The organism is Synechococcus sp. MIT S9507 (assembly GCF_047304715.1).
Lineage (GTDB): Bacteria > Cyanobacteriota > Cyanobacteriia > PCC-6307 > Cyanobiaceae > Synechococcus_C.
Window position 1 is genome coordinate 1,660,140 of the sequence record NZ_CP138970.1, and the last position, 25,726, is coordinate 1,685,865.

General features: G+C 60.0%; 30 protein-coding genes. 19 read left to right on the top strand and 11 right to left on the bottom strand.

The features are described from left to right. Positions 1-41: 41 nt before the first annotated feature. Together rsmH and SIB83_RS08690 are read left to right on the top strand one after the other, a co-directional pair. Positions 42-974, top strand: a complete 933-nt coding sequence (gene rsmH, locus SIB83_RS08685; protein ID WP_413745582.1) for a 16S rRNA (cytosine(1402)-N(4))-methyltransferase RsmH — start codon at positions 42-44, stop codon at positions 972-974. After that, the gene (locus SIB83_RS08690; protein WP_413405081.1) at positions 971-1,519 is read left to right on the top strand and encodes a DUF456 family protein; all 549 of its coding nucleotides are present in this window, start codon (positions 971-973) and stop codon (positions 1,517-1,519) included. The genes rsmH and SIB83_RS08690 overlap by 4 nt, the downstream gene beginning before the upstream one ends. On the opposite strand, the gene SIB83_RS08695 is transcribed toward SIB83_RS08690, so the two are convergent. Together SIB83_RS08695 and SIB83_RS08700 are read right to left on the bottom strand one after the other, a co-directional pair. Beyond that, on the bottom strand, positions 1,506-2,276 hold the full coding sequence (locus tag SIB83_RS08695) for a hypothetical protein (RefSeq protein ID WP_413745583.1): 771 nt from the start codon (positions 2,274-2,276) through the stop codon (positions 1,506-1,508). The genes SIB83_RS08690 and SIB83_RS08695 overlap by 14 nt on opposite strands. Positions 2,277-2,353: 77 nt before the next feature. Continuing rightward, on the bottom strand, positions 2,354-3,436 hold the full coding sequence (locus SIB83_RS08700; RefSeq protein WP_413406250.1) for a cysteine desulfurase family protein: 1,083 nt from the start codon (positions 3,434-3,436) through the stop codon (positions 2,354-2,356). A 118-nt stretch (positions 3,437-3,554) separates the two neighbouring features. Here SIB83_RS08700 and SIB83_RS08705 point away from each other — a divergent pair, with 118 nt between their 5' ends. The 3 genes from SIB83_RS08705 (at position 3,555) to SIB83_RS08715 (ending at position 5,857) form a co-directional block, all read left to right on the top strand. Then, positions 3,555-4,070 (top strand): hypothetical protein, encoded by a 516-nt coding sequence (locus SIB83_RS08705; protein ID WP_413405086.1) that lies wholly within the window; start codon positions 3,555-3,557, stop codon positions 4,068-4,070. Positions 4,071-4,196: 126 nt separating this feature from the next. After that, a complete protein-coding gene (locus SIB83_RS08710) occupies positions 4,197-4,871 on the top strand; it encodes a response regulator transcription factor (RefSeq protein ID WP_413406252.1) in 675 nt (224 codons plus the stop codon). After that, a complete protein-coding gene (locus SIB83_RS08715) occupies positions 4,868-5,857 on the top strand; it encodes a pseudouridine synthase family protein (protein ID WP_413745584.1) in 990 nt (329 codons plus the stop codon). Before SIB83_RS08710 ends, SIB83_RS08715 begins: the two co-directional genes overlap by 4 nt. A gap of 22 nt (positions 5,858-5,879) precedes the next feature. Here SIB83_RS08715 and bchM read toward each other — a convergent pair whose 3' ends face one another. Together bchM and SIB83_RS08725 are read right to left on the bottom strand one after the other, a co-directional pair. Then, positions 5,880-6,593, bottom strand: a complete 714-nt coding sequence (bchM, locus tag SIB83_RS08720) for a magnesium protoporphyrin IX methyltransferase (RefSeq protein ID WP_413745585.1) — start codon at positions 6,591-6,593, stop codon at positions 5,880-5,882. A 24-nt stretch (positions 6,594-6,617) separates the two neighbouring features. Next, positions 6,618-7,772, bottom strand: a complete 1,155-nt coding sequence (locus SIB83_RS08725; RefSeq protein ID WP_413405093.1) for an N-acetylglucosamine-6-phosphate deacetylase — start codon at positions 7,770-7,772, stop codon at positions 6,618-6,620. 125 nt (positions 7,773-7,897) lie between these two features. Here SIB83_RS08725 and purE point away from each other — a divergent pair, with 125 nt between their 5' ends. Together purE and SIB83_RS08735 are read left to right on the top strand one after the other, a co-directional pair. Beyond that, on the top strand, positions 7,898-8,392 hold the full coding sequence (gene purE / locus SIB83_RS08730) for a 5-(carboxyamino)imidazole ribonucleotide mutase (RefSeq protein ID WP_413747339.1): 495 nt from the start codon (positions 7,898-7,900) through the stop codon (positions 8,390-8,392). 110 nt (positions 8,393-8,502) lie between these two features. Beyond that, positions 8,503-9,597, top strand: a complete 1,095-nt coding sequence (locus tag SIB83_RS08735) for an AI-2E family transporter (RefSeq protein WP_413745586.1) — start codon at positions 8,503-8,505, stop codon at positions 9,595-9,597. Here the strand turns inward: SIB83_RS08735 and cysC are convergent. Both cysC and SIB83_RS08745 read right to left on the bottom strand, forming a co-directional pair. Beyond that, positions 9,578-10,225 (bottom strand): adenylyl-sulfate kinase, encoded by a 648-nt coding sequence (gene cysC / locus SIB83_RS08740; RefSeq protein WP_413745587.1) that lies wholly within the window; start codon positions 10,223-10,225, stop codon positions 9,578-9,580. The two genes, SIB83_RS08735 and cysC, sit on opposite strands and share 20 nt — an antisense overlap. A 49-nt stretch (positions 10,226-10,274) precedes the next feature. Beyond that, positions 10,275-10,601 (bottom strand): translation initiation factor, encoded by a 327-nt coding sequence (locus SIB83_RS08745; protein ID WP_413745588.1) that lies wholly within the window; start codon positions 10,599-10,601, stop codon positions 10,275-10,277. Positions 10,602-10,639: 38 nt separating this feature from the next. Here SIB83_RS08745 and SIB83_RS08750 point away from each other — a divergent pair, with 38 nt between their 5' ends. Both SIB83_RS08750 and trpB read left to right on the top strand, forming a co-directional pair. Beyond that, on the top strand, positions 10,640-11,599 hold the full coding sequence (locus SIB83_RS08750; RefSeq protein WP_413745589.1) for a class I SAM-dependent methyltransferase: 960 nt from the start codon (positions 10,640-10,642) through the stop codon (positions 11,597-11,599). A 39-nt stretch (positions 11,600-11,638) separates the two neighbouring features. Beyond that, positions 11,639-12,889, top strand: coding sequence for a tryptophan synthase subunit beta (gene trpB, locus SIB83_RS08755; protein WP_413405105.1), 1,251 nt, complete (start codon positions 11,639-11,641; stop codon positions 12,887-12,889). Positions 12,890-12,905: 16 nt separating this feature from the next. On the opposite strand, the gene hrcA is transcribed toward trpB, so the two are convergent. Together hrcA and SIB83_RS08765 are read right to left on the bottom strand one after the other, a co-directional pair. Beyond that, positions 12,906-13,898, bottom strand: coding sequence for a heat-inducible transcriptional repressor HrcA (hrcA, locus tag SIB83_RS08760; protein WP_413405107.1), 993 nt, complete (start codon positions 13,896-13,898; stop codon positions 12,906-12,908). Positions 13,899-13,992: 94 nt separating this feature from the next. Beyond that, on the bottom strand, positions 13,993-14,343 hold the full coding sequence (locus SIB83_RS08765; RefSeq protein WP_413745590.1) for a rhodanese-like domain-containing protein: 351 nt from the start codon (positions 14,341-14,343) through the stop codon (positions 13,993-13,995). A 77-nt stretch (positions 14,344-14,420) separates the two neighbouring features. Here SIB83_RS08765 and SIB83_RS08770 point away from each other — a divergent pair, with 77 nt between their 5' ends. The 9 genes from SIB83_RS08770 (at position 14,421) to SIB83_RS08810 (ending at position 22,074) form a co-directional block, all read left to right on the top strand. Continuing rightward, entirely contained in the window at positions 14,421-16,058 is a 1,638-nt protein-coding gene (locus SIB83_RS08770) for a DUF3352 domain-containing protein (protein ID WP_413745591.1), read from the top strand. After that, positions 16,036-16,536: a SixA phosphatase family protein gene (locus SIB83_RS08775; protein WP_413405112.1), complete on the top strand. Its 501-nt coding sequence runs from the start codon at positions 16,036-16,038 to the stop codon at positions 16,534-16,536. Before SIB83_RS08770 ends, SIB83_RS08775 begins: the two co-directional genes overlap by 23 nt. 27 nt (positions 16,537-16,563) lie before the next feature. Next, positions 16,564-17,754 (top strand): citrate synthase, encoded by a 1,191-nt coding sequence (locus tag SIB83_RS08780; RefSeq protein WP_413405115.1) that lies wholly within the window; start codon positions 16,564-16,566, stop codon positions 17,752-17,754. Between the two features lie 24 nt (positions 17,755-17,778). After that, positions 17,779-18,933 (top strand): NADH-quinone oxidoreductase subunit NuoH, encoded by a 1,155-nt coding sequence (gene nuoH, locus SIB83_RS08785; protein ID WP_413745592.1) that lies wholly within the window; start codon positions 17,779-17,781, stop codon positions 18,931-18,933. A gap of 61 nt (positions 18,934-18,994) precedes the next feature. Further along, positions 18,995-19,651 (top strand): NAD(P)H-quinone oxidoreductase subunit I, encoded by a 657-nt coding sequence (gene ndhI / locus SIB83_RS08790; RefSeq protein WP_413405119.1) that lies wholly within the window; start codon positions 18,995-18,997, stop codon positions 19,649-19,651. Next, a complete protein-coding gene (locus SIB83_RS08795) occupies positions 19,648-20,247 on the top strand; it encodes an NADH-quinone oxidoreductase subunit J (RefSeq protein WP_413405121.1) in 600 nt (199 codons plus the stop codon). The genes ndhI and SIB83_RS08795 overlap by 4 nt, the downstream gene beginning before the upstream one ends. Before the next feature lie 19 nt (positions 20,248-20,266). Next, on the top strand, positions 20,267-20,599 hold the full coding sequence (nuoK, locus tag SIB83_RS08800) for an NADH-quinone oxidoreductase subunit NuoK (protein WP_413405123.1): 333 nt from the start codon (positions 20,267-20,269) through the stop codon (positions 20,597-20,599). 16 nt (positions 20,600-20,615) lie between these two features. Further along, positions 20,616-21,557 carry an NAD(+) kinase gene (locus SIB83_RS08805; RefSeq protein ID WP_413745593.1) on the top strand — a complete coding sequence of 314 codons (942 nt, stop codon included), beginning with the start codon at positions 20,616-20,618 and terminating at the stop codon, positions 21,555-21,557. A 10-nt stretch (positions 21,558-21,567) separates the two neighbouring features. After that, positions 21,568-22,074: a CYTH domain-containing protein gene (locus tag SIB83_RS08810; protein WP_413745594.1), complete on the top strand. Its 507-nt coding sequence runs from the start codon at positions 21,568-21,570 to the stop codon at positions 22,072-22,074. Between the two features lie 216 nt (positions 22,075-22,290). Here the strand turns inward: SIB83_RS08810 and SIB83_RS08815 are convergent, their stop codons facing one another. Further along, positions 22,291-22,569 (bottom strand): helix-turn-helix domain-containing protein, encoded by a 279-nt coding sequence (locus SIB83_RS08815; protein ID WP_413406255.1) that lies wholly within the window; start codon positions 22,567-22,569, stop codon positions 22,291-22,293. A gap of 91 nt (positions 22,570-22,660) precedes the next feature. On the opposite strand from SIB83_RS08815, the gene SIB83_RS08820 reads away from it, so the two are divergent. Beyond that, entirely contained in the window at positions 22,661-23,554 is an 894-nt protein-coding gene (locus SIB83_RS08820) for a methylenetetrahydrofolate reductase (RefSeq protein ID WP_413405129.1), read from the top strand. Here SIB83_RS08820 and SIB83_RS08825 read toward each other — a convergent pair. Together SIB83_RS08825 and SIB83_RS08830 are read right to left on the bottom strand one after the other, a co-directional pair. After that, positions 23,535-24,713, bottom strand: coding sequence for a sugar phosphate nucleotidyltransferase (locus SIB83_RS08825; RefSeq protein ID WP_413405131.1), 1,179 nt, complete (start codon positions 24,711-24,713; stop codon positions 23,535-23,537). The genes SIB83_RS08820 and SIB83_RS08825 overlap by 20 nt on opposite strands. A gap of 44 nt (positions 24,714-24,757) precedes the next feature. Beyond that, on the bottom strand, positions 24,758-25,657 hold the full coding sequence (locus tag SIB83_RS08830) for a segregation/condensation protein A (RefSeq protein ID WP_413745595.1): 900 nt from the start codon (positions 25,655-25,657) through the stop codon (positions 24,758-24,760). Positions 25,658-25,726: the final 69 nt, after the last annotated feature.

Genomic DNA, 25,726 nt, shown 5'->3' on the forward strand with positions numbered 1-25,726 from the left:
GCCGTGGCAGAGCATTGATTTCGGGATCTTAGGAAGGACCCATGCCCGATCTGCCATTCAGCCACCCCCAGAACTTCTTGCATGTGCCGGTTCTGGCCGAACCGTTGTTGCGAACTCTGGATTCGGAGCTCTGTGATCAGCTCAAATGTGGCCACTTCATTGATGCCACTCTGGGTGGCGGTGGACACAGCTCTCTGCTGCTCGATCGCTATCCGCAACTGAGTCTGACGGGTCTCGACCATGATGAAACCGCTCGTCTGGCAGCAGCCGAGCGGCTCAGGCATCAGGGGAATCGCGTCACAATCGTGGCGACCAACTTCGCCGATTACGCCCCTCCCCATCCGGTCGCTCTGGTCGTGGCCGATCTTGGGGTGAGCAGCCCTCAGCTGGATGTGGCGCAGCGGGGATTCAGCTTCCGGTTGGATGGACCTCTCGACATGCGCATGAATCGAACCGGGGGAGGGGAAACGGCAGCGGAACTGATCGCGCGGCTCGAAGAGTCGGCACTGGCGGATCTCATCTATGCCTATGGGGAGGAGCGCTTGTCACGGCGTATTGCGCGAAGGATCAAAACTGATCTGGCCGCCAACGGCGCCTATGCCGGCACAGCGGAGCTGGCCTATGCAGTGGCAGGTTGTTACCCACCCAAAGCCCGTCGTGGTCGCATTCATCCCGCCACGCGCACTTTTCAGGCGCTTCGGATTGCGGTCAATGATGAGCTTTCGGTTCTGGATCGCCTGTTGCAACAAGCTCCTGACTGGCTCCAGCCCGATGGCCTGCTGGTGATCATCAGTTTTCATTCGCTGGAGGACCGGCGTGTGAAAACCGCCTTCCTCAGCGACGAGCGCCTCCAGCGCGTTACGCGAAAGCCCTTCAAAGCTGACGATGCTGAACAGCAGAACAATCCGCGCAGTCGCAGCGCCAGGATGAGAATCGCCCGACGTCGCTCTGCTGGAGCGAGGCCTGAATCATGAGCTGGGCCGGGATTTCCGATGGGTTCTGGTGGATTGCTCTGCTGGTTCAGCTCCTGGCGGTTCCAGGCACTCTGTTGCCGCTTCTTCCAGGTCTGATCTGGTTGCCCGTGGGTGCTGTCATCTGGCTTGGAGCTGTTGGATGGGATCAGGCATGGCCTGAGCTTGTGTTGGCCCTGGTCTTGTTCGGGCTGGGTCTGCTTGCTGATCTGCTGGCTCTGGGCCTGGCGTCGGCTCGTCTGGAGGCCAGTCGCTGGTCTGCGGCGGGCGCCGGCTTGGGTTTGCTTGTTGGAGTGCTGGGCCTGCTGCCGGCACTTCCCTTTGGTGGGCCGCTGCTTGGCGCTTTGTTCGGACCTTGGCTGGGGGCGACGCTGGTTGAAGTTTGGTTTGCAACAAGGCCACCCCGGAATCTGGGATGGCCTGCTGCGTTGCGCCAGGGGGCGGTGGTGGGATTGGCGGTTGTGGCAGGTCTGCTGATCAGCAGGCTTGCACAGTTTTTGATGGCTCTGCTCGGTATTGCCGGTTTCCTGTTCCTCAGTGTTCGCTGATCAGACCTGTCTGGTCTTCGCTCCCGAACAGCTGGCGATAGGCCGCTGTCGAGATACAGATCAGGACGGGCACCACGACAAACAATCCTCCGTACTGGAAGGCTGCGGCGATCGCATTGATGATCGCTTCAACGATGAAAAACCAGAGCACTGTCCACCATGAAGGATCAACAATGGTGCGCCCTTTCTGAATGGCTTCGAAGGAGCCATTGGTTTGAAGCAGTGCAATGAAGGGAAGAAACTTCTGATTGATGGAGAGATAAATGAAGAAAACAAGAGCAACAACCACCGGGATAATGGCCAGGGCCTGGTTGATCTGTACAAGCCCAAATCCAACAAGGGAGCAGATCAGGCTGATAACAGCCAAGAGCACAAGGAATTCAATTCCTCTGATGAACAAGCGACCTGTTGCTTCGCCATCCCAGCGAATGAAAGTCTTGAAATCGGGTTTGACTCCTTCCAGGCACTGCCAGGCACCTCGGATGATTCCCACGACACCCCAGAGCATGACAATGATGTAGCCAACGAGGCCCACGACAAGGAGCATCCCTGCCCCGACTGGATGGATTTCGGGGATGCCGGGAACAGATGCGATTCGGGCCGAGCACGCCGCTGCAAGTGCTGCGAAAGGCAGAGCGATCACAGCAACAAGTGCTTGAAACAGAAGGAAACTCCAGGGAGCCTTTGCGAAGGCATTCCATCCGTCTTCAATGGCTTGAAGCACGTGCAGCCGCTGCTTGGCCGGTGTATCAGTCATGAATCACTCTGGTGCTTGCGCGGAAAGTAGCTTCTCGCACTCTTTTTCCCAGTGGTTGTGTTACTTCGTTTTCGTTTTCAGCGCTTGGTCGATGTCTGAATTGCGTTTGTGATCACTTCGATGGCACCGTCAATGTCCGTGGTTGTCGTGTCGCGTCCAAGGCTCAGTCGCAATGAACTTTCGGCTTCAAAACGGTTTCGGCCAATGGATTGAAGAACGTGGGATGGTTCGCCACGACTGCAGGCAGAACCGCTGCTGCAGGCGAGTTGTGGTCGTAATGCCCGCTGCAGGCGACTGCCTGAGATGGCTGGAACAGTGATGTTGAGGTTATGGGCCAGTCGGGGTTGCAGCGCGCCATTGAGTGTGATCGTCGGATTACGGTCTTTGAGCCCTTGCCACAGTTGATCTCTCAAGGTCTGGAGGCGAACCTGACGTTCCTCCAGGTCGTTCATCGACAGCTCGGCTGCAGCAGCCATGCCCATGATCAGCGGCACCGGCAAGGTGCCCGCACGCAGTCCCTGTTCCTGTCCGCCGCCCCATTGGAGAGGTTGCAGCTGCGTTCCAGCTCTGACAACCAGTGCACCGATGCCTTTCGGACCATTGAATTTGTGAGCGCTGAGGCTGATCAGTGCACAGCCCAGCTCTTCGGCATGCAGGGGAAGGTGCCCGTAAGCCTGAGCGGCATCAGTGTGCATGGTGATACCTCGGCTGTCGCAGACGGCACTCAGTTCCGGAATCGGCTGGATCACGCCGATTTCGTTGTTGGCCACCATCACGCTCAGCAGCTGTGTGTCGGGCTGAATGGCTTCTTCAAGCTGCTCCACCTCGATCAGTCCGTTCCCTTGCGGGGGCAACAGCGTGATCCGAAACCCTTCCTCCTTCAGCTGCAGCAGAGGGTCAAGCACCGCATGATGCTCGCTGGCAACACTGATCAGATGGCCTGGTGCACCGTCGGTGAGTGCCCGAGCTCTGGCGTGGCCCAGAAGCGCCAGGTTGTTGGCTTCGGTGGCACCACTGGTGAAGATCAGTTCTTCGGCCCTGATCCCCAGGCTCCCTGCAAGGCGCTCCCTGGCTGAGCTGATTGCCGCTGCTGCCGTCAGCCCAAGCCGATGTTGCCGGCTCGACGGATTGCCCCACTGTTTCCGCCACCAGGGCTCCATCGCCTCGATCACCGAGGGATGACAGGGTGTGGTGGCCTGGTGATCGAGGTAGATCACAACTTCACTGAGTCCAAATGGGTGAGTGGGGGCAGCATGGTGTGATTCTCAGATTGTCGCGATGTATTCCATCCGTTGGATCTTCAGTGTTGGTCTGATGGCGTCAGCAGCTTTTCAGCCCGCTCTCGCTGAGGCCATCAACCGTGAGCAGCTGCTAGAGCAGATGAAGGCCATGCGTCCGGTTGACCTGGTGGTGCTGGATCAGAGCGAGGGTGCAGAGGAGTACACGCTTGGGATTTTTGCTGTCTCGGGAGACCCTTCCGACCCTGAGACGCGCAGGTTCAAGCTCTGGCAGGAATACGCCGACAATCTTGTGATTCCCAGCGAATCGGTGAACTGCAGTCGCGAGGAGCCTCTGCGTGTCACTCGGGACACCGAATCCATCTATGTGCGCAAGCTCAATCCAGGGGGAGCCATGCGCGCCTCCACGCGTGAAGACCATCTGGTGTGGTGGGCGGCCTGTCATCCCGATTTCGCGGGTCAGGATCCAGCAGGTCTCTCGGAGGAGGCCAGAGAGCTTGGTTATTCCACCGAGTTGATCGAATCCCAGGAAGTGCTGCGGTTACCAACGCCCTGACGCCCCTAGATTCCGGCCAGATGAGGTCAGGCCTTGACAACCTCCCAGCCGGAACAGCCCTCCCAGCCCGAACAGGCTTCTCAGCCTGAGCAGCCAACCCAGTCGGAACAGCCAACGACTCGCCTCTTGCTGGTGGACGATGAACCGGGTCTTCGTTCAGCCGTGCAGGCCTATCTCGAGGATGAGGGGTTCGATGTCACCACGGCCGTGGACGGTGAAGATGGTTTCGCCAAGGCTCAGCAGATGCTGCCGGATGTGGTGATCAGCGATGTCATGATGCCCAGGCTTGATGGCTACGGCCTTCTCAACAAACTCAGAGCTGACGAGCGCCTGGGCGGTACTCCGGTGATTTTTCTCACCGCCAAGGGCATGACGGCGGACCGTACCCAGGGTTATCTGGCGGGTGTGGACGATTACATCCCCAAACCATTTGACCCCGATGAGCTGGTGGCTCGGGTGAGCAACGTGGCCCAGCGTCAGCAGAGGCTGTTGCAGGAAGCAGCACGTTTCGCGGATGCCGACATGGGACAGATGGCGAAACAGATCACTGAGATTCGCTCGCTCCTTGCCCAGGCTGAGGCGCTGCCCTCCAGCGACCCTGTCCGGCACAATTTCACACCCAGGGAATCCAGCGTGCTGCAATTGGTGGCGGAAGGGTTGATGAACAAGGAAATCGCCCGCCAGCTGGAGACATCAATCCGCAACGTGGAGAAATACGTGAGCAGGCTGTTCATCAAAACCGGCACCTCCAGTCGAACGGAGCTGGTGCGTTACGCCTTGCAGCATCGCCTGGTGGAGTGAGCTCCCGACAGGCTTCACCGCTGCCCGGGGGCTGGCGTCCAGCCGCACTCAACCAGGGATGGATCTACAGGGACATCACCCGTCCCGATCACCACGGCACGCTGATCAGTGAACTGATGGCTGACCGTTACAGCCACTCCTCCAAGGACGTTTGGCTCAGTCGTATCGAAGCCGGTGAAATCAGACTCAACGGAAAGCCACAGCTCGAGGATCTGCCCCTCCCTGGGCGTTCAGAACTGCTCTGGTTTCGTCCTCCATGGATCGAGCCAGCCATCCCCGATCAATGGTCGGTGGTGCATGACGATGGGGATCTGCTGGTGATCAACAAACCATCCGGTCTGCCGGTGATGCCTGGTGGTGGTTTCCTTCAGCACACGCTCTCGGCACTTCTGGATCAGCGCTGTCGCGAGCTCGGTGAGCCGCTGGTTCCCAAACCTGTTCATCGGCTGGGTCGCTTCACTTTTGGTTTGCAGGTCTGTGCACGTCAATCCCAAACCAGGGCTGCACTCTCGCGAAAGTTTCAGCCAGCTTCAGGAACCCGCAAGCTTTATCAGGCCTGGTCTCAGCGTGTCGCCGGCCTTGATTTCGGGATGTCTATTGACGTGACAACGGATGTGGTCGAGAGGCCCCATCCCTTGCTGGGTTGGGTATGGGGACCGGCGCCCCCATCGAACGGGTTGGTCCGGCGACGACTGAAAGCCCATAGTGAGCTGACTTTGCTGGAGCGCTGCCCCCAGGGTGATCGCCTTCAGGTGGCCATCACAACGGGACGACCTCATCAGATCCGTATTCATCTGGCGCAACTGGGGTCTCCCCTGCTGGGTGATCCGCTCTATCTGAATGATCAGCGCATCAGTGACCAGGCCACTCCAGGAGAGGGGGGCTATCGCCTGCATGCCTGGCGCCTGCAGCTTGATGACCTGCATCTCAGTTGTGAGCCCCCAGCAGCTTTCTGCTCCTGTGATGACCGCTTTGCTTCGCTCTGATGGGGGTTCGTCCTGTTGCTGTTCAGACCTTGTGAAATTCGATCAGCCTGGAGAAGTAGAAAGGCGCTTTGTTCAGGCTGCGTCGCACGGTTTTGAAGCCGCTGGCTTCCGCAGCCTCCACAATTCCTTTCTCTTTGAGGGTGTAAGCGCGGGTGGTTTTGCTTGGCCCCGGGAACAACTGTCCGATGCTCTTGAGTGCTGCCAGGAGTGGCGTGTAGGGCGCGAAGCTCACGATCAAGCGCTGTTCGGTGAGTGAACAGAGGTGTCGAACCATCTCTTCCGCTGCCTCCTGGGGGTAATGAATGAACACATCCAGGCAGCAAACGGTGTGGAACGAGCCGCTGAGACTCTCCAGATCGCTTGCTGCGAAATGCAGCTTGGACATGTCGAGGCCCGCATCACGCGCCCGACGCTCAGCTTCCTCGGCCATCGCTTCAGAGATGTCGCTGGCATTGATGGAACCGGCTCCCATGGCTGCCAGAGGGATGCTGAGGCTGCCAACGCCGCAACCGGCATCGCAGAAACTCACGGTGTTGCACTCGCCGCTTTCCTCGATCCAGGCCAGCACCTCATCAACGGTTTTCTGGTGCCCGACCCTGATATTGCGCTGCACCTTGTTGACGTCATTGCTCTCGCTGTAAATGCGGTTCCAGCGATCGAAGCCCGTGGTTTCGAAATAGCCCTTCACCTCCAGTTTCTCGGCCTGCTTGTCATTCAGCAGTTGCTCGGGGGCCATCAATTCACTTGCAGCGGCGGAATCTTAAGCAGCCTCCCGCCAGGTCAGCTGATGTTCTGATTCACTCCATTGCCAGCGCAGCAGGTCGCTCAGCACTTCTCCGATCAGAACCTGATGGTGAAGGTTCTCTCCCAGCATGTCTCTGGGCGCCATGGTCGCGGCCCAGATCGCACCATCTGCATCACCGCTCCAGCGAGCCAGACGGCAGGAGCCTTCAAGCAGTGGGAGGGTCACCCCGGCCAGGGTGCCGTCCTCCAGTCGACAGGTGCCGTTGTTCACCAGAAGCACTCGCTCGTCCCAGCGATGTTCCCCGTCAGCCAGCCCGTAAGGCGCCAGGGCATCACTGACAAGCACCAGTTGATCCCCCGCCATTCTCTGAAGCAACACAGCGGTGGTGGGATGCACATGCACTCCGTCGGCAATCAGCCCAAGGGCGATGTCGCCGCGTCGGCATGCTTCACCCAATGGCCCGGGAGCGCGGTGGTGCAGTCCAGGCATGGCATTGAAGGCGTGTGTGATCATGTCGACCCCCTGGCTGAAAGCGAGGGCTGCCTGATCGGCGTTTGCGGTGCTGTGACCCAGTGCCACATGGATGCCGAGCCCCTTCAGCTGGCTGATCAACTCCTGAGCCCCAGGTTGCTCCGGCGCCAGGGTGATCAGGCTGATATCGGTTTCAAATCCAGTGATCCTTTGATTGAGGGCTGCGACGCTGGGAGCAGCGATGTGCTCCAGCGGGTGTGCCCCACGCCGTTCTTCTGCCAGGAACGGCCCCTCCAGGTGAGCTCCCAGCAGCTGACAACGGCCGACTTGATGCAGGTCGCGGGCCTGCCGGAGCACGGCCAGGGATTGGCGTAAAGGCCCCACTGCACAGGTGACCAGGGTCGGAGCGATCGCCTCGACTCCATCTCGCCAAAGCAGTTCCAGCAACTGAAGCAGCCTTGGCAGATCCTGTTCCGACAGTTCCGTGAAGGCCAGGCCAAGCCCACCGTTGATCTGCAGATCGACCCCCCGACGACTGAGTCTGTCTCCATGCCAGCTTTCCCCGGCCATCGCTCCGCCGATCGGCATGGGGCCAGCGGCTTTGATCAGATCGTGATCATCCACGCTGAGCCAGGACAGACCCTCGGGGTCGCGGCTTCCGGGGCGCCGGGGCAGACGCACATCGGTGATCCGACGCATGCGGTTGGGCCGGCTCAGGCCGGTGCGGGACGATGGCAGTCTCGCTGTCCTTCCGGTTCTTGCCTGTGGCCGAGTTGCCATCCCCCCCCGTTGATCCAGGTTCCGCGCCCAGGGTTGCCGTCATCATGGGCAGCGATTCCGACCTTCCCAGTCTCCATCCCGCTGTGGCGGTGCTGGAACAGCTGGGGGTGGCGGTGGAGGTACGGGTGCTCTCAGCTCACCGCACCCCCTTGGAGATGGTCAGCTTCGCGCAGCAGGCCCGCCAGCGTGGGCTGGCAGTGATTGTGGCCGGTGCCGGCGGTGCAGCCCATTTGCCCGGAATGGTGGCGGCGCTCACCACCTTGCCAGTGATTGGGGTGCCGGTGCAGAGCAAAGCACTCTCAGGTGTCGACTCATTGCATTCGATCGTGCAGATGCCCGGTGGTATTCCCGTGGCCACGGTGGCGATCGGTGGAGGTCTGAATGCAGGTTTGCTGGCTGCACAGATTCTCGCTGTGGAGGGTGGTGAGCTGGCGGAACGACTGGAGGCCTACCGCCAGCAGCTGCATGACGCGGTCATTGATAAGGACGCCCGCCTGAAGGCTCTGGGCAGTCGTGACTACCTTGAGCGAATGCCTTGATCTACAGCCATTGACGGCGTTCGCTGTTGCGGCCAGCCGGCATTTTTGGTGCCATGAGGTGAGTGCCGTGTGCAAGCTGAGCTCCCTTTGATCCGCATCTTCTTCAATCCATGATCCAATCGCCAGCCTGGCTTCGCTGGGGATTGGTGCTGCCGTTGCTGACCCTCAATCTTTTTGTGATCCGTCAGCTGCTTCTCCCGCTGGCTCCCTTTCCGGGCTTGTTTCTCACTGCGGCATTGATCGCGTTCCTGCTGGACATTCCCTGCCGCTGGCTCACTGCTCGAGGCCTCCGCCGCTGGGTGGCGATTGTCCTGGTCACTCTCGCCACGATCGGGGTCCTGTTTTTTGCTGCGTTGACCCTTGTGCCGCTGCTGATCGAGCAGCTAGGCCAGCTGATCAACGCACTGCCAGGACTGCTGTTGACAGCACAGGAATGGATCAATCGTGTTCAGGAATGGGCCTCAATCCGTGGTCTGCCCACTGAATTCGGAGACCTCAGCAGTGATCTGCTGTCGCGCGCAAGCACCGTGGCCAGTCAGCTCAGCCAGAGCTTGCTCAGCATTCTCGGGGCCACCCTCGGCACCACGATCAACACGGTGATTGTGCTGGTGCTGGCGGTGTTCTTCCTGATCGGAGGCGAGTCGATCACGATGGGTCTGGCTCGCTGGCTGCCGGATGAGTGGCGGCAGTTGGTAACCAGCACCCTGGTTCGTACCTTCCGTGGTTACTTCGGCGGGCAAGTGCTGCTGGCTCTGATCCTGGCGCTGGGTCAGATCGTGGTCTTCACCCTTCTGAAAATCCCCTACGGCGTGCTGTTTGCCGTGCTGATCGGTTTCACAACGCTGATCCCCTATGCCAGTGCTTTGACAATCGTGGCCGTGAGCGGGTTGCTCGCTTTTCAGGATCCCAGTACAGGGCTCGAGACTCTGTTGGCTGCGATCGTGGTCGGTCAGATCGTCGATCAGGTCATTCAGCCGCGTCTGATGGGAAGCATCGTTGGGCTTCAGCCGGCCTGGCTGCTGATTGCCCTGCCACTGGGAGCGAAGGCCGGAGACCTCTATGGACTGGGAGATCTGCTGGGTCTGCTGCTGGCGGTACCTGTCGCCAGCTGCCTCAAGACGTTCGTGGATGCCTGGGCTGAGCGTCAGGGCATCCACGCGGTTTTTAGTGAGGTCGTCAGCGAGGTCAGTGCTGGGCAGGAATGATGTTCCGGGAAACCAGTTCGTTCACCACCTGATCCACGCAGTTCTCCAGGTCTGCCGAGCCGGTGTCCACGGAGAGTTCCGGAGTGTCTGGTGCTTCATAAGGGCTCGAGATTCCTGTGAATTCATTGATTTCTCCTGCGCGTGCCTTCGCGTACAGCCCCTTGGTGTCGCGCTGTTCGCAAACGTTCAGATCCGCGGCACAGAAAATCTCGATGAAGTCACCCTCGCTCACCAGCGAGCGCGCTTTGTCGCGATCAGCACGGAACGGTGACACGAATGCCGTCAACACGATCGTGCCGGAATCAAGAAAAAGCTTGGAGACCTCACCGATTCGGCGGATGTTTTCCTCCCGGTCGGCATCGGAAAATCCCAGGTCTTTGCAGAGACCATGGCGAACGTTGTCGCCGTCGAGCACGTAGGTGGCAACTCCTCTCTTGAAGAGGGCCTGATTGACCGCATTGGCAAGAGTGCTCTTGCCGGCGCCGCTCAGGCCTGTGAACCAGAGAATGGCACTGCGATGTCCCCGTCGTTCAGCCCGGGCGGCTCGGTCAACCGATGCCTGGTGCCAGGCGATGTTGGTGGAGGCACCCTTGTCGGTGAGCTTGCTGTAGCTGGACGAAGCGGACATGAGGATTCAGCTTTCTTGGGCCGCCATTCTCCCTCAGCTTCAATCGTCCTCAGCCACCAGCGCGCCTGGGTCGGTATCCCTCCTTCGTGAGCAGTTCCAGTGCGAGCTCCACCTGATCGCCCTGAAGTTCGATCAGACCGTCTTTTGCTGTGCCACCGCTGCCGATCCTTGTCTTGAGTTTCTTCAGAAGTGCTTTGAGTTCGTTTGGGTCGAGCTCCAGACCCCGGATCACCGTCACTGTCTTGCCGCCCTTCCCTCCTCGGGTCGGCTGCACGCGAACGATCTGCTGGGATTTTGCGGTCGGTTGCTTTGCGGGACCGCTCGGCCGCTGCAGACTGTCTGTGTTGCTGAATTCCTGCCAACCGCCTTTCGGCATCGCTTCCGCGCATCCGACCCCATCCTGCCGTTCCCGTGATGACCGACTCCGCGTCCACGCCTCGATGGGCTGACTCAAGCCAGGGCCTTGGTCGCTGGATCGAGCGTTTGATCGGTGTCGCTCTGCTGAGGCGCCCGCTGTTCTTTCAGGCACGTCAGCTGATTATCCGAACCGCGGAACGCAAAGGCATTCCCTGGAGACTCCGTCGCCGGGAACTGCAGAAGGCTCCAGCACCGTTGTTATCGAGCACCATCACTCCCGGCCTTGTGCCGCCCGACTACTACGTGGCTCGTTTCCACGCCTACGAACAGGGCAATCTCTGCTGGCAGGCCGCTGCTGAAGCGGAGCAGGCCACCGATGCAATGGCCCTTCGCATCTGGCCGGAGGAGGCGCTCGCACCGTCTGTGGCCCAGTCCCGTCTGAGGGATGAGATCCACCGCGCTGTTGCGCCCGTGCTGAACGGATCCATTGCTCAGGTGCTCGATCTTGGCTGTTCCGTGGGAGTGAGCACGCTGCATCTCGCCCGCTGGTTATCTGAGCGGGCGAAGCAGCGCCGGGAGCCGCCACCAAGGATTCAGGGCCTGGATCTTTCTCCCGACATGCTTGCGGTGGCCCGTGTGCGTGATCGGGAGGGACTCGTGGATGGCTGGTTGCATGCAGCGGCGGAGAACACGGGTCTGGCGGATGCCTCCTTTGATCTGATCAGTCTCCAGTTCGTCTGCCATGAGCTGCCGCAGGACGCCACCCATGCCGTGCTGGGGGAGGCTGCTCGATTGTTACGGCCAGGAGGCGCTCTGGTGATGGTGGATCAGGATCCAGCCTCCTCCGTGCTTCAGCGGCTTCCGGCGGCCGTGGCCACATTGCTCAAAAGCACCGAGCCCTACATCGAGCAGTACTTCAGCCTCGACATGGCTGCGGCCCTGCGGGAGGCAGGGTTCCGGAATCTTCAAATCAGTGCCTGTGATCCACGGCATCGCGTGATTGCCTGCTTACGCTGAGCCAACGCTTCAAAGGCCGCGCGCGCGGTCAGTTGCACCTTGACCAGCACCCTGCCACCCAAGCCCACCGCTCAGGATCTGGCCGTCAGCTCCAGGCCTGCCTCCTCGGGGCGTTTCGGCCGTTTCGGTGGTCAGTACGTGCCCGAGACTCTGATGCCTGCCCTGGCTGAGCTCGAGACTGCCGCGGCTGAGGCCTGGAACGACCCTGCTTTCACCTCAGAGCTCAACCGCCTGCTGCGCAACTATGTGGGCAGGGCCACGCCTCTTTACGAGGCTGAGCGCCTCACCGCGCACTATCGCCGCAGTGACGGCGGACCCAGGATCTGGTTGAAGCGTGAGGACCTCAACCACACCGGCGCCCACAAAATCAACAACGCGCTCGGGCAGGCGCTGCTGGCCCTGCGAATGGGCAAAAAGCGGATCATTGCCGAAACAGGAGCTGGTCAGCACGGAGTTGCGACCGCCACGGTCTGCGCCCGCTTCGGCCTGGAATGTGTGGTGTACATGGGTGCTGAAGACATGCGCCGTCAGGCTCTGAATGTGTTCCGCATGCGTCTTCTTGGTGCCAGCGTTCAGCCTGTGACCGCCGGCACTGCCACGCTCAAGGACGCCACCAGTGAGGCCATCCGTGACTGGGTCACGAATGTGGAGACCACCCACTACATCCTCGGGTCCGTGGCAGGTCCCCACCCCTATCCGATGCTGGTTCGAGATTTCCACGCAGTGATCGGAGAGGAGGCCAGGGAACAGTGCCAGCAGGCCTTTGGTCGTTTGCCGGACGTGCTCATGGCCTGCGTTGGTGGGGGGTCCAACGCCATGGGTCTGTTTCACCCCTTTGTGGAGTGCAGCGATGTGCGTCTGATCGGAGTTGAGGCCGCCGGTGATGGCGTCGCCACAGGTCGTCATGCCGCCACGATGACCGAAGGCAGGGTCGGCGTGCTTCACGGTGCCATGAGCCTGTTGCTACAGGACCAGGACGGACAGGTTCAGGAAGCTCATTCGATCAGCGCCGGGCTCGACTATCCCGGTGTCGGTCCTGAACACAGCTATCTGCGTGAGATCGGCAGGGCCGAGTACGGCGCCGTCACCGATGCTGAAGCGCTCCAGGCGCTGCAGCTTGTGAGCCGACTGGAGGGAATCATTCCCGCCCTCGAGACAGCGCATGCATTCGCCTGGCTGGAGACCCTCTGTCCAACCCTGCCGGATGGCACTGAAGTTGTGTTGAACTGCTCAGGGCGTGGCGACAAGGATGTGAACACGGTCGCCGATCAGCTCGGGGATGCACTCTGAGGGTTCAGGGTGTGTTTCAGCTGAGCAATCGCTCCAGGGTGACTGCGACTGAGTTCACGGCAGCACGGGCTGTCGCGTAGGCCATTCGCATCGGACCGATCAGGGCAACCTGGCCCATGCCCCCGTCTCCGCTGCGATAGCTGGCCTGGACGACCGAGCAGCGGCTGAGGGCTGTTTCGGGATGCTCTCGGCCGATCCACACTCGCCCGTCCGACCGGGCAGGAGCAGGAACAAAGGCTGCCGGATCACTGTCCATCAAATCGAGAAGAGGTCTCACCCTCGCGCTGTCACTGAATTCAGGTTCGGCCACGAGGCGCGACACCCCATGCACCAACGGTGCCTGCTCGATCGGGCGTTGGAAGGGATTCCCGTTCTCAAGTGCATCCTGTAGCGCCCTTCCGCAGGACTGCAGCTGCTGGGGCAGACAGCTCCACTCCAGTTTTCCTCTCTGCACCAGCTGGTCGGAGGTCCAGCGTTCCAGGGCTTCCACCTGACCGGAACTGCCGTGGGGCAAGCGCAGGTTGAGGTGATGGGCCTGGCTGGAATCGCCCACGAGCATCACCAGCAGCCGGTCCTCACTGCGCACCAGGCGAATGGTTCTGAGCTGGCTCTGGGATCGTTGAGGCGGACTGATCAGGCTCATCAGCCCCGTGAAATCCGTCAGCCGGCGTGCCAGCTGCAGTAACAGGTCATCCAGTGCCGCCCAGCGCAGGCTCAGCTGGGTCAATTCCCGCTCGAGGTGATGGGCACCCGCACCAGGCTCAGGCAGAAGGCAGTCCACATAGTGGCGGTAGCCCTGGGGGCTGGGCACCCGCCCCGCCGAGGTGTGTGGCTGGGTCAGGAGTCCACGCTGTTCAAGGGCTCCCATGGCCGAGCGCACCGTTGCCGAGCTCGCTTTGATCCCGAATCGCTGAACTAGAGCCCGGCTGCCAACCGGTTCGATGGTGTCGACGTAGTGGTGGACCGTGGCCTGTAGGACCTCCTGCTGACGGCGGGGCAGCGGCTTCACGGAGCTCAACTCGCGGGTGTGGATCCTACGGAGAATCAGTAAAGGGGAAGGTTCCTGTCATGAATCCACGCCGTTCGTTCAAGCGATGCGGCGTTCAGTAGCGCGGTACTGAGGAATCCACCTCGACGCTCCAGGCGTCAATGCCGCCCTCAAGGTTCCAGACATCCAGTGACGGTCGATTGTCGAGCAGCCAGCAACCGAAATTCCAGCTGCGCACTCCGGCATGGCACAGCACCACGATTGAGCCACCCTGCGGCAGAACCTCATCGATGCTCCCCATCCACTGTTCAGCATCACTCAGCGGCAGATGCCTGACCGGATGTGGAAACGGAGCGATCGTCAGTTCCTGCTGCTCCCGCACATCCACAACGGTCAGATCGGCATTCTGATTGAGCCAGTCGTTCAATTCGCCGGCTTTGAGGGGTTTGGGGGTGGGTCCGTTCATGGCTTCAGTCTGGCTTCGGACTGGCACAGCACAGTGGATGGATAGAAGATGAGCACCATGTGCTTCACCGCCTGTACATGAAAGGGCGCTCGTTCCTGCTGGCTCTGGTCGTTGTGGCGATGGTGCTGCTCACCCTTGCACTCGGTTTTTGGTGGGCCATGGCCCGTCAGAGTCCGCTCCGGATCATGGACCGGTCACTTGAGCTGCCCCGGGCGGCACGTTTCATGCCCACTGATGCGGCCCTGACGCTGCACTGGCTGGTCGACCCCCGTCAGCTGCCTGCCTATGCCCAGGCTGTTGCGCCGGTTCGTCAGCGCCAATTGGTGCATGAAAGCACCCGTCAGCTCAGAGATGGTGCCTTTGCCCTGGCCGGACTTGACTTCAATACCGAGCTGGCCGGCTGGATCGGGCCTGAGATCAGTTTTGCAGTGCTTGACGCTCCTGCTCAGCAGTCCAGTGAACAGCCAAGGGAGGGCTGGGTCCTGGCACTGTCGAGCCGCGATCAAGACGGGGCCAAGCGATTTCTGCAGCGCTTCTGGCAGACCCGCAGCCTGGCAGGCACCGATCTGCAGATCTCCCGTTACAGGGGCATGGGACTGATCAGCGGTCGTGGTGCACTGCTTGGCAGGGATCCACAGCCGATTGCCACCGCCTTGATCGATGACGATCTGCTTTTGCTGGCTTCGGGACGGGGGGTGCTTGAACAGGCGCTTGATGTTTCCCAGCTGGAGAGTCAGCACCAGCTTGGAGATCCTGTCCTCGCTTCTGATCTTCAGAGCTTTGATCGTGGTGCCGCTGTTCTGACTGCCAATCCTGGAGCGATGGACCGCTGGCTGGGGGTCCCTTCAGCGATCGCGGCCCGCGAAGACCTGCAGGGCCTGGTGGCATCGCTGACTCCTCAGGGTTCTGATCTGGCTCTTGATGCCGTGGTCCACTTCCGCGATTCGAGTGTCCCGCTTGCGTCTCAGGTCACGGACAGCGATGCGCTGCTGAGAGAGGCCGGCGGTGATGCGCAGACAGTCGCTCTGCTCTCGAACCCTGCGTCCCTGTTGGCTGCCGAGTCCGAAGAGCCCCTGGCCCAGTGGATCGCCCCCCTTCTGCGGCAGTCGATGGAATCCATCTCCACTGAAGCTGCGGCTGAGGTGGTCGGACTGGATGAGGGGCCTGTCCTTTGGCAGCAGGGTCCTCAGGGCTGGGTGCTGGGCACCCGGCCCAATCGCCCCAACCCGGAGATGGTCGATGGTCGGCTTCAGGAGCTTGGGTTGACCGGCTCGACTCTCGACAGCGAAGGCGAGGCTGTTCAGGTCTGGACCCGTCTTGCTCGTCAGCGACGTCGAGGTGAAGAGTCGCTGCAGGCTGAGCTGGCTGTCGCCCTGGAGCGGCATACCGATGTGAACTGGTGGGCGGAGACCCTCGATGGTTTACGCCGTCGCGGTGAGAACGGTGACCTGATGCAGCGTCAGCAGCAGCTGCAGGCGCTGCAGTCCTCGAGTCAGTCTGCGCTGGCTCAGCAACTGGCTCTCGCCGCGGCTCCTAGTCGCTCACGCCTGGGTCAGTGGCGACCCTGGGAGCTGGTGCAGGGCGTGGCTGGTCGATCACTGCTGCCAGCTGTGCAGGGGCTTGCCATTGCCGCCGGGGGTGACCAGAACGCGGCCTCTGTGCAGGATGAACGTGTGAGCAGCCTGCGTCTGCGTGCGCGACTCCAGCTCGGTTGATCTCTTTCTTCTGCGTCATGGCCTCGCCGTAAAACGGTTGTCGGGCCGTGATCATCCCGATCGTCCCCTGACCGATCGCGGCGTGCGACGAACTCTTGGGGTCGTCCGACAACTGCGGAGGCTTGATGTCGAGGCGGACATGCTGATCAGCAGTCCCTACAGGCGATCCAGGCAAACCGCAGAGCTGGCGATCCAGGCTGGTCTGGCGCCGTCGATCCGCCTGGACTCAGCCCTGGAGCCAGGCGGTGACCCTTGGCCGCTGGTCTCCAGCGTGTCCGGCTCCTGCCTCTTGGTTGGCCATGAGCCGGATCTGAGTTCCATTGCGGCGACCCTGATCGGAGCCCCCACTGGAAGCCTTCGCCTGCGCAAGGCCGGTTACTGCCATCTCCGCTGGCCTGCTGGCCTGAACGACCCTCGCGGCAAGGCTGAACTGCAGGCATTGCTCGGGCCTCGTCTTTTGCTCCCGTGCTCCGTTTAAGTTGCCCTTGCGCTGAAGCGGAGGTTGGTGAGTCAGAACGATGGTGCCGAGATCCGTCATGAGCGAACCGGTCTGGTGTTCCGCCCCGGACTTGAAGGGGTGCCTGCTACGCAGTCATCCATCTGTGACATCGATGGTTATGCAGGCTGCCTGTCCTATCGCGGCTATCCCGTCGACGATCTGGCCACCCATTGCAGCTTTCTCGAGACCACCTACCTGCTGATCTGGGGGCAATTGCCCACCCCTCAGCAGTTACGCGATTTTGAGGACGAAGTGCAGATGCACCGACGCGTGAGTTTCCGCGTCAGAGACATGATGAAGTGCTTCCCCTCCGATGGGCATCCGATGGATGCTCTGCAGTCCAGTGCAGCGTCCCTAGGTCTGTTTTATTCCCGTCGTGCCATCGACGACCCTCAGTACATCTATGACGCGGTTGTTCGGTTGATCGCCAAGATCCCGACCATGGTTGCCGCCTTTCAGCTGATCCGCAAAGGCCAGGACCCCATTCAGCCCCGGGACGATCTGGCGTATTCCGCCAACTTTCTCTACATGCTGATGGAGCGTGAGCCGGATCCCATGGCTTCACGGATCTTCGATCAGTGCCTGATCCTGCATGCGGAACACAGTCTCAATGCCAGCACCTTCAGCGCCCGTGTCACCGCCAGCACTCTCACCGACCCGTACGCGGTTGTCGCCTCCGCAGTCGGCACGCTGGCTGGCCCCCTGCATGGCGGGGCCAATGAAGACGTTCTGGCGATGCTCGAGGAGATCGGCACGCCAGATCGTGCTGCGGGTTACCTCGATGAAGCCATGGCCAGCAAGCGCAAGATCATGGGATTCGGTCATCGTGAATACCGCGTCAAGGATCCCCGTGCTGTGATCCTTCAAGCTCTTGCGGAAAAGATGTTCGACCGCTTTGGTCACGATGAGATGTATGACGTGGCCAGAGCTCTGGAGATGGCTGCGGAAACCCGTCTCGGTCCGAAGGGGATCTATCCCAATGTGGATTTCTATTCCGGACTTGTGTACCGCAAGCTGGGGATTCCCCGAGATCTGTTCACTCCGGTCTTTGCCATCGCAAGAGTGGCCGGATGGCTTGCGCACTGGCGTGAACAGCTTGGTGCCAATCGGATCTTCAGACCATCTCAGATCTACACAGGCAGTGATCTGCGCCAATGGACGCCACTGGAGGCCCGTGTTCCAACCATCACCACTTAAGTTACATTCATCACACCTTTGCTCATGGTGACTCTCTTCGCCACCAGCGCACCGGCTCTGGTCAGTCCAGGCCTTGATCTTGAACGAAGTTTCAGTCAGGCTCTCGAGAGCTTCGGTCTGTCCGAGCAGGCGGCTCGGCTGATCTGGTTGCCACTGCCAATGCTCCTGGTGCTGGTTGCGGCAGTAGTAGGGGTTCTTGTCACCGTTTGGCTTGAACGCAAGATTTCAGCGGCGGTCCAACAGCGCATCGGACCTGAGTATGCGGGTGCACTCGGTGTTCTTCAGCCCCTGGCTGACGGGCTCAAGCTTCTCGTGAAGGAAGACATCATTCCCGCGAGGGCCGACAGTCTGCTGTTCACGCTCGGCCCCGTGCTGGTCGTCGTTCCTGTGATTTTGTCCTGGCTGATCGTTCCTTTCGGTCAGAACCTGCTGATCAGCAATGTGGGCGTGGGCATTTTTCTCTGGATTTCACTCAGCAGCGTTCAGCCGATCGGCCTGCTGATGAGTGGATACGCCTCCAACAACAAATATTCCCTTCTCGGAGGTCTCAGGGCTGCTGCTCAGTCCATCAGCTATGAGATTCCTCTCGCTCTTGCTGTGCTGGCGGTGGTGATGATGAGCAACTCTCTCAGCACCGTCGACATTGTCGATCAGCAGACCGGAGCGGGAATCCTCAGCTGGAACATCTGGCGTCAGCCCGTCGGTTTTCTGATTTTCTGGATCTGTGCCCTGGCGGAGTGCGAACGTCTTCCGTTTGACCTCCCTGAAGCGGAAGAGGAGCTGGTTGCCGGGTATCAGACCGAATACGCCGGAATGAAGTTCGCTCTCTTCTATCTCGGCAGCTACATCAATCTGGTGCTGTCAGCCCTGCTGGTTTCAGTGCTCTACCTCGGGGGTTGGGGTTTCCCCTTGCCCGTGGAATGGCTGGCCGGTTGGCTGGGGCAATCGGTCGACGCCCCTCTGGTTCAGGTGATCACAGGCACAACAGGCATTGTGATGACCGTTCTCAAGGCCTATCTGCTTGTGTTCATCGCGATCCTTCTGCGCTGGTCCACTCCACGGGTTCGGATTGATCAGTTGCTCGATCTCGGCTGGAAATTCCTGTTGCCACTGGCTCTGGTCAATCTGCTTGTGACCGCAGCCCTGAAACTCGCCTTCCCGGTCGCCTTCGGGGGTTAGGTTTAATTACCTAGGCTCTTGTTCCATCGGTCTCTCCGTCCCCCCCCCCCTTCCTCAGGCCATGTTCGGTTTTCTCAAACAGGTTGGTGACTACACCAGAGATGCCGTTGACGCGGCGCGCAACCTCACGCAGGGTCTTGCTGTCACCTTTGACCACATGAAGCGCCGTCCTGTGACGGTGCAGTACCCCTACGAGAAGCTGATCCCCTCTGAGAGATACCGGGGGCGGATTCATTACGAGTTCGACAAGTGCATTGCCTGTGAGGTGTGCGTGCGTGTCTGCCCGATCAATCTGCCCGTGGTGGATTGGGTGATGAACAAAGCCACCAAGAAAAAAGAGCTGAGGAATTACTCGATTGATTTCGGAGTGTGCATCTTCTGCGGAAACTGCGTGGAGTATTGCCCCACCAATTGCCTATCGATGACGGAGGAGTACGAGCTGGCGGCATTTGACCGTCACAGCCTCAACTACGACAACGTTGCCCTGGGGCGTCTTCCCACCAGCGTGACCACCGACCCGTCAGTTCTGCCTCTGCGGGAACTTGCTTACCTTCCTGCCGGCGAAATGGATCCCCACGTCGTGGATCCCGATCGTCCACGTGCCGGTCAGCGTCCCGATCAGGTGCTGGCTGCCATGAAGTCAGCCGCGGCTGTTTCAGCAGTAGATGCGGGAGAATCGACCACGGCGTCCACGGATCGCAAGGAGAGTTCTGAATGACGATCGCAGCATCAACACAACTGATCTGCTTTCTGGTGCTCAGCTCTGTGATTGTGCTGGGAGCGCTCGGAGTGGTGCTGCTCAGCAACATTGTTTATTCCGCGTTCCTGCTTGGGGGTGTCTTCCTTGCAGTGGCAGGTTTGTATTTGCTGCTCAATGCCAGTTTTGTGGCGGCAGCGCAGGTTCTGGTTTATGTCGGAGCTGTGAACGTTCTGATCCTGTTCGCGATCATGCTCGTCAACAAAAAGGAAGATCTTGCACCGATTCCAGGGTTGACGTTGCGTCGCCTGCTTTCCGGTGGCGTCTGTGCAGGCCTCTTTGCTCTTCTGACAAGGGTTGTTCTCACAACCCCTTGGGCTGATGGACCGGAGCCGATCGGCGAAGATGCCACGATCCGAATCGGTGAGCACCTGTTCACTGATTATCTGCTTCCTTTTGAGTTGGCTTCAGTGCTTCTGCTCATGGCCATGATCGGAGCCATTGTGCTGGCTCGACGCGATGTTCAGGCTGTCGATCCAGGGACAGGTGAAGTCGCCGATCAAGGCCTGATTGAAAAGGCCCGGACTCCACTGCTGGTTGATCAACCCCCTTCCTGACCTTCCCCTGCTTCTTGTCATGCTCTCCGAGCTGCTGTCCGGTTCCGTTCCTCTCGAGGCTTATCTGCTTGTCGCAGCAGTGCTGTTCTGCACGGGTGTCTGGGGTCTGATCAACAGTCGCAATGCCGTGAGGGTGCTCATGAGTATCGAGCTGATGCTGAATGCTGTGAACATCAACCTCATGGCTTTTTCGTCCTATGTGGATGGCCAGTTGATCCGCGGTCAGATTTTCTCAGTGTTCGTGATCACTGTTGCTGCGGCTGAAGCTGCCGTTGGTCTGGCCATTCTTTTGTCTCTCTATCGCAATCGCGTCACAGTGGACATGGAACGCTTCAACCTTCTGCGCTGGTAGGGCCGGCGCCCTCGTCATGCGCCTGAATCGGGTCTGGTTGATCTACAGGGCTGAAAGCCCACTGGCCTTGAAAGAGGCCAAGGCCTGCGCCAAGACGCTGAAGTCACTGGGTGTAACGGTGTCCGTCGCGATGAGCGGTCTCAGTGCGGATCCCTTCCCTGGCCTCCTCGCATCTGAACCGGAGCTCCCTGACCTGGCAGTGGTGCTTGGAGGAGATGGCACGGTTCTTGGTGCCGCAAGGCATCTGGCTGTGTATGACGTACCGATTCTCTGTTTCAACGTCGGCGGTCATCTCGGTTTTCTCACCCATGAACCTGGTCTGATTCGGCGTGATGGTCTGTGGCAGCGCCTGCAGGATGATCATTTCGCGATGGAACGCCGCATGATGCTCGAGGCTGTCATCAACAGGGCGGATGATCTCAACTGTTCCGTGTCTGGAGACGAGCGGCGAGCAGCTGATGACACCGAGCGTCACTGGGCTCTGAATGATCTCTATCTGCGTCCCTATCAGGAGGATCTTGCGCCCACCTGCACCCTTGAGCTGGAGATCGATGGGGAAGTCGTCGATCAGGTCCGCGGTGATGGTCTGATCCTGGCGACCCCAACCGGTTCAACCGGCTACGCCATGGCAGCGGGCGGACCCATCCTGCATCCAGGCATTGACGCCATCATTGTGAGCCCCATCTGTCCGATGAGTCTCTCCAGTCGTCCGGTGGTGCTTCCACCCAGATCAAGATTGGTGATCTGGCCTCTTGGAGACGGGTACCGGCCGGTGAAGCTCTGGAAGGATGGTGCCGGTGGGCCGGTGCTGTGTCCAGGTGAATGCTGCGTGATTCAACGGGCTCCTCACCATGCGCTGATGGTTCAGCTGGAGCAGTCGCCTTCTTACTACCGAACCCTTTCCCGCAAATTGCACTGGGCCGGCAGCCTGGTGGACACGATGCCCTCGCCCAACTGACAGCTCAGCGATGCCACTTGAGATCGAACGCCGTTTCCTGGTGACCGGGCCCGGCTGGCGTGCTCATGCAGAAGAGCCACAGCACCTCAGGCAGGGCTATCTGGCATCCACTGAAGACGGTTTCACGGTGCGGGTGCGGCTTCGGGCGGATGGGAAAGCCTGGCTCACGCTCAAGGCGCCTGCTGAGGGGATCGCGCGTCATGAATTCGAATATGAACTGCCGACCGCCGATTCCGAAGCCCTCTGGACTCTCGCGCCCCATCGACTGATCAAGACCCGTTATGCCTTGTCACTTCCAGGTGGTGATTGGGTTGTGGATTGCTTCGAAGGAGACAATGCACCCCTTGTGCTGGTGGAGGTTGAGCTCAGTGACGCTGCAGATGCCTTTGACCGACCGGATTGGTGTGGTCGAGAGGTCACGGGCGAAGGGTGCTGGAGCAATGCGGCACTGGCTCATCAGCCGATTTCAAGCTGGTCTGTGGAGATGCGACAGCGCCATGGTCTGGCGCTCACCTGAGGCAACCAAGCCATGCCCCTTGAAAGAGTCTTTGGTTTTCCTTTAGATTTGGTATGGGAATTGTGAAGTGATTCGTGCACGGCCTCTACGACCACGATGGAATCCTGAGGTTCATCGGACTGGATCGAGAAGCCTGTGTCGCGTATGCCGAGCTGTTCGATCTTTCTCTGGCCAGATGTTCCCTGATGGATCTGCCTTTACCACTGCCGCTTGCGGTCAGGACGCGTCGGCGGATGAATCCGGGAGCAGGCAGCAGTTGAAGCCATCGCGGCAGATTTTTCCGTGATCCATCGCCCAGTTGAGCAGGGCGACTCTGTTCTTGGAACCAGTTTTGGTGAAGACGTTGCTGACGTGATTGTCAACCGTCCGTTTGCTGATGGTGAGCCGTTCGGCGATCTCCTGGTTGGTCAACCCTTCTGCTACAAGCTCGATGATTTCAACCTCTCGTGTCGAGAGTGAGATGTTCGAGGACCCGGATCCATCGCCATTCACCATGCTGGACACCGACGATTCTTCCAGGCCCATCCTAGGCATTCATTCCTGACCGGCGATCTTCCATAGTGGCCATCAGAAGCATTTGAAGGGTTTGGGTTCAGCGCTGCAGCGCAGTCTTGAGGCTGGTGCGGTCACAGTCACAGCTGAGGTGATGCCGCCCAGAGGGGGAGATCCCAGTCATACCCTGGCGATGGCCAGCCTTCTGCGAGACTGGGTGCAGGCCATCAATGTCACTGACGGCAGCCGCGCAGTGATGCGCATGAGCAGCCTCGCGGTCTGTCGCCTGCTTTTGGACGCCGGCCTTGAGCCTGTGCTGCAGATGGCCGGGCGTGACCGTAATCGGATCGGGATTCAGGCCGATCTGCTCGGGGCCCATGCGCTTGGGATCCGTAATCTTCTCTGTCTCACAGGGGATTCAGTGAAGGCCGGAGATCAACCTGACGTTCGCCCGGTGCATGAACTGGAGTCGGTGCGGCTGCTTCAGCAGGTGAGCGCCTTCAACCGTGGCGAGGACCCTGTCAAGGAGAGCCTGCCCGATGGGCCTACAGCCTTGTTTGCTGGGGCTGCCGCTGATCCGCACTGTGCCAGCTGGTCGGGTCTCAGGCGCAGGCTCGAACGTAAACGTGACGCAGGTGCCCGTTTCGTTCAGACCCAGATGGTGATGGATCCCCAGGTGCTGGAGCGTTTCTGTCAGGACATGGCAACTCCCATGGAGTTGCCTGTGCTTGCAGGGGTGTTCCTGCTCAAATCAGCCAGGAATGCCAGTTTCATCAATAAGAAGGTTCCAGGAGCCAGCATTCCCGACAACCTGATCGCCCGACTTGAGGCCGCTTCAGATCCTGCGGCTGAGGGCGTCGCCATCGCCGCTGAGCAGGTTCGTCAATTCTCCGGAATTGCAAACGGCGTCCATGTCATGGCTGTGAGAGCGGAAGAGCGGATCCCTGAAGTGCTGGAGAGGGCTGGGCTCAGCTCGCAGCGGTCGTGAGATCGGTTCCGAGCAGTTCGGCCATTGCTTTCTGCTGAGGGGAGGGCTCGATCAGATCCTGGCGCCTGGCATCGGTGATCAACCAGTCGAGAGCAGCTTCCTGAAGGTCGAAATGGTCGCCATTTTTGCCGACGCAGTAGCGGCCGAACACCAGCTTTTCAACGAGCTGAACACCTGCACCGATGCGGGAGTAGTCGAAGATGATCGAGTTATCAATTGTGGCGCCCTCGCAGATGTGGCAGCTCGGCCCGATCATCGTTGGCCCGATCAGCGTTGCACCGTCTTCGATCTTGGTCATGCCGCCCACATAGACAGGGCCCTGAACCTCGATGCGGTCCCAGTTGGCGGCCACATTCAGACCGGTGTAAACGCCTGGCCGAACCTCTTTGCCAGGAATGCCCACCTGGCGAACATCCCCTTGAAGCACGCTTCGGATCGCCCTCCAGTAATCGGGAACCTTGCCGATATCGACCCATTCGAATTCCATGGGAAGGGCATAGAAGGGTGCACCGACCTCCACCAGCCTGGGAAACAGATCCGAGCCGATGTCGAAGGACTCACCCGATGGAATGTGCTCGAAAATCTCCGGCTCGAACAGATAGATGCCTGTATTGATGGTGTCGCTGAGGGCTTCGTCCACCTTCGGCTTTTCCTGGAAGGCCTGAATCCGACCCTCGTCGTCGCTGACGACGACTCCGTAGCTGCTCACCTGATCCTTGGGGACGCGCTTGGTGATCAGGCTGGCGAGAGCGCCTTTCTCTCTGTGGCGTCTGACCGCTTCACTGAGATCGAGGTCGATCAGTGCATCCCCGCACAGCACCACAAAAGTGTCGTCGAAGAACGTCTGGAAATCCTGGATTTTCTTCAGTCCGCCAGCGGAACCGAGAGCGTCACCGATGAGTTCCCCATCCTCGATTCGCCCTTCGAAGCTGTAGGCGATTTCAACACCAAAGCGCTGGCCGTCCCGGAAATAGTTTTCGATCTCTTCAGCCAAGTGCGAGACGTTGACCATCACCTCTGCGAAACCATGCTCTCTGAGCAGTTCCAGCAAAAACTCCATAACCGGCTTCTGCAGGATCGGAATCATTGGTTTAGGGATCACATGCGTGATCGGCTGAACCCTTGTTCCCTTGCCCGCGGCCAGGATCATCGCCTTCATCGGCGTTACAGGCTTACAACGGTCCAGCCAACATAAGGGGGTGATTAAGCAGCCACGGCTCCCTTGGCCGGCAATACAGCTGGCACGTCCAGGCTGGTCAGAGGCATCTGGGCCATGGTCCCGGGGGCGAGCAGGCGCTTGAGCCGGATCGGCCCGTGCAGAGAGTCCATCTGCTCCAGTTCAACCTGGCCTTGTGAAGACAGGAACAGAAGTGCCCAGAACACCCCCACGCGGTCTTTATCCAGGTCTTCATCGGCAATGTCGTTCCACTGAACCACCAGCTGTTCGAAATTGACCCATTGCAGGGCGGCTTCCCAGCCATTCAGAAAGACACCCATGGCAGCTGTGGTCTCCGGCAGTTTCTCTCGATGGGCGAGAGCTGCTACCTGAGCGATGGCTTCCTTGTTGGAGTAGCGCTTCTGACGCTGACGACGGCGCATGTCCAGTTCGTCCGACTCGAGCTGCTCCGCAATCGATTCCAGTTGTTCGATCAGTTCCCCAAGCGTGACCGGGCGCCGCAGCGGCGGCGGAGCGACCGGTCGGCGTTGAAGGTGCCGTTCGGGGTGGCGTGGGATGTCAAAGCTGGGATCCAGCCATCCCTGATCAGCAAAATCGGCCTCGAACATCTCCTCGACCTCCGGCTGTGGTGGAAACGTGCTGGCTTCGAGGACTTCCGCCTTCAGGCCAACAAGCACCGACGCTGCCAGGAAGGCCTCACTGCTGTCGGCCAGGTCACGTTCGTAGCTTCCGCCGCGGCGCTTCAACGCTTCCTCCACCTGGCGGGGAACTTCGATCCGTTGTTTCAGCTGATCCAGAAAGCCATCGATCACGGCGATGACATCCACATCCCATGGATCAAGGTCACCTTGCTGAGCCGCGTCCTGAAGCAGGCGGATGGCGAGTCTGGCACCGGCATCAGCTCTCTGACTCAGCCGGGCATTCATCTCAGCCTGAGGCCGTCTTCAGGAAAAATACCGGTGATGGATGGACCGGGCCAGCCCCTCCCAGCGTGA

What these genes read in the sequence shown, in the direction of transcription:
- rsmH (WP_413745582.1), top strand. Translation starts at nt 42, where the DNA reads ATGCCCGATCTGCCATTCAGCCACCCCCAGAACTTCTTGCATGTGCCG.
- SIB83_RS08690 (WP_413405081.1), top strand. Translation starts at nt 971, where the DNA reads ATGAGCTGGGCCGGGATTTCCGATGGGTTCTGGTGGATTGCTCTGCTG.
- SIB83_RS08695 (WP_413745583.1), bottom strand. Translation starts at nt 2,276, where the DNA reads ATGACTGATACACCGGCCAAGCAGCGGCTGCACGTGCTTCAAGCCATT.
- SIB83_RS08700 (WP_413406250.1), bottom strand. Translation starts at nt 3,436, where the DNA reads ATGGAGCCCTGGTGGCGGAAACAGTGGGGCAATCCGTCGAGCCGGCAA.
- SIB83_RS08705 (WP_413405086.1), top strand. Translation starts at nt 3,555, where the DNA reads ATGTATTCCATCCGTTGGATCTTCAGTGTTGGTCTGATGGCGTCAGCA.
- bchM (WP_413745585.1), bottom strand. Translation starts at nt 6,593, where the DNA reads ATGGCCCCCGAGCAACTGCTGAATGACAAGCAGGCCGAGAAACTGGAG.
- SIB83_RS08725 (WP_413405093.1), bottom strand. Translation starts at nt 7,772, where the DNA reads ATGCGTCGGATCACCGATGTGCGTCTGCCCCGGCGCCCCGGAAGCCGC.
- purE (WP_413747339.1), top strand. Translation starts at nt 7,898, where the DNA reads ATGGGCAGCGATTCCGACCTTCCCAGTCTCCATCCCGCTGTGGCGGTG.
- SIB83_RS08735 (WP_413745586.1), top strand. Translation starts at nt 8,503, where the DNA reads ATGATCCAATCGCCAGCCTGGCTTCGCTGGGGATTGGTGCTGCCGTTG.
- cysC (WP_413745587.1), bottom strand. Translation starts at nt 10,225, where the DNA reads ATGTCCGCTTCGTCCAGCTACAGCAAGCTCACCGACAAGGGTGCCTCC.
- SIB83_RS08745 (WP_413745588.1), bottom strand. Translation starts at nt 10,601, where the DNA reads ATGCCGAAAGGCGGTTGGCAGGAATTCAGCAACACAGACAGTCTGCAG.
- SIB83_RS08750 (WP_413745589.1), top strand. Translation starts at nt 10,640, where the DNA reads ATGACCGACTCCGCGTCCACGCCTCGATGGGCTGACTCAAGCCAGGGC.
- SIB83_RS08765 (WP_413745590.1), bottom strand. Translation starts at nt 14,343, where the DNA reads ATGAACGGACCCACCCCCAAACCCCTCAAAGCCGGCGAATTGAACGAC.
- SIB83_RS08770 (WP_413745591.1), top strand. Translation starts at nt 14,421, where the DNA reads ATGAAAGGGCGCTCGTTCCTGCTGGCTCTGGTCGTTGTGGCGATGGTG.
- nuoH (WP_413745592.1), top strand. Translation starts at nt 17,779, where the DNA reads ATGGTGACTCTCTTCGCCACCAGCGCACCGGCTCTGGTCAGTCCAGGC.
- ndhI (WP_413405119.1), top strand. Translation starts at nt 18,995, where the DNA reads ATGTTCGGTTTTCTCAAACAGGTTGGTGACTACACCAGAGATGCCGTT.
- SIB83_RS08795 (WP_413405121.1), top strand. Translation starts at nt 19,648, where the DNA reads ATGACGATCGCAGCATCAACACAACTGATCTGCTTTCTGGTGCTCAGC.
- nuoK (WP_413405123.1), top strand. Translation starts at nt 20,267, where the DNA reads ATGCTCTCCGAGCTGCTGTCCGGTTCCGTTCCTCTCGAGGCTTATCTG.
- SIB83_RS08805 (WP_413745593.1), top strand. Translation starts at nt 20,616, where the DNA reads ATGCGCCTGAATCGGGTCTGGTTGATCTACAGGGCTGAAAGCCCACTG.
- SIB83_RS08810 (WP_413745594.1), top strand. Translation starts at nt 21,568, where the DNA reads ATGCCACTTGAGATCGAACGCCGTTTCCTGGTGACCGGGCCCGGCTGG.
- SIB83_RS08815 (WP_413406255.1), bottom strand. Translation starts at nt 22,569, where the DNA reads ATGGTGAATGGCGATGGATCCGGGTCCTCGAACATCTCACTCTCGACA.
- SIB83_RS08825 (WP_413405131.1), bottom strand. Translation starts at nt 24,713, where the DNA reads ATGAAGGCGATGATCCTGGCCGCGGGCAAGGGAACAAGGGTTCAGCCG.
- SIB83_RS08830 (WP_413745595.1), bottom strand. Translation starts at nt 25,657, where the DNA reads ATGAATGCCCGGCTGAGTCAGAGAGCTGATGCCGGTGCCAGACTCGCC.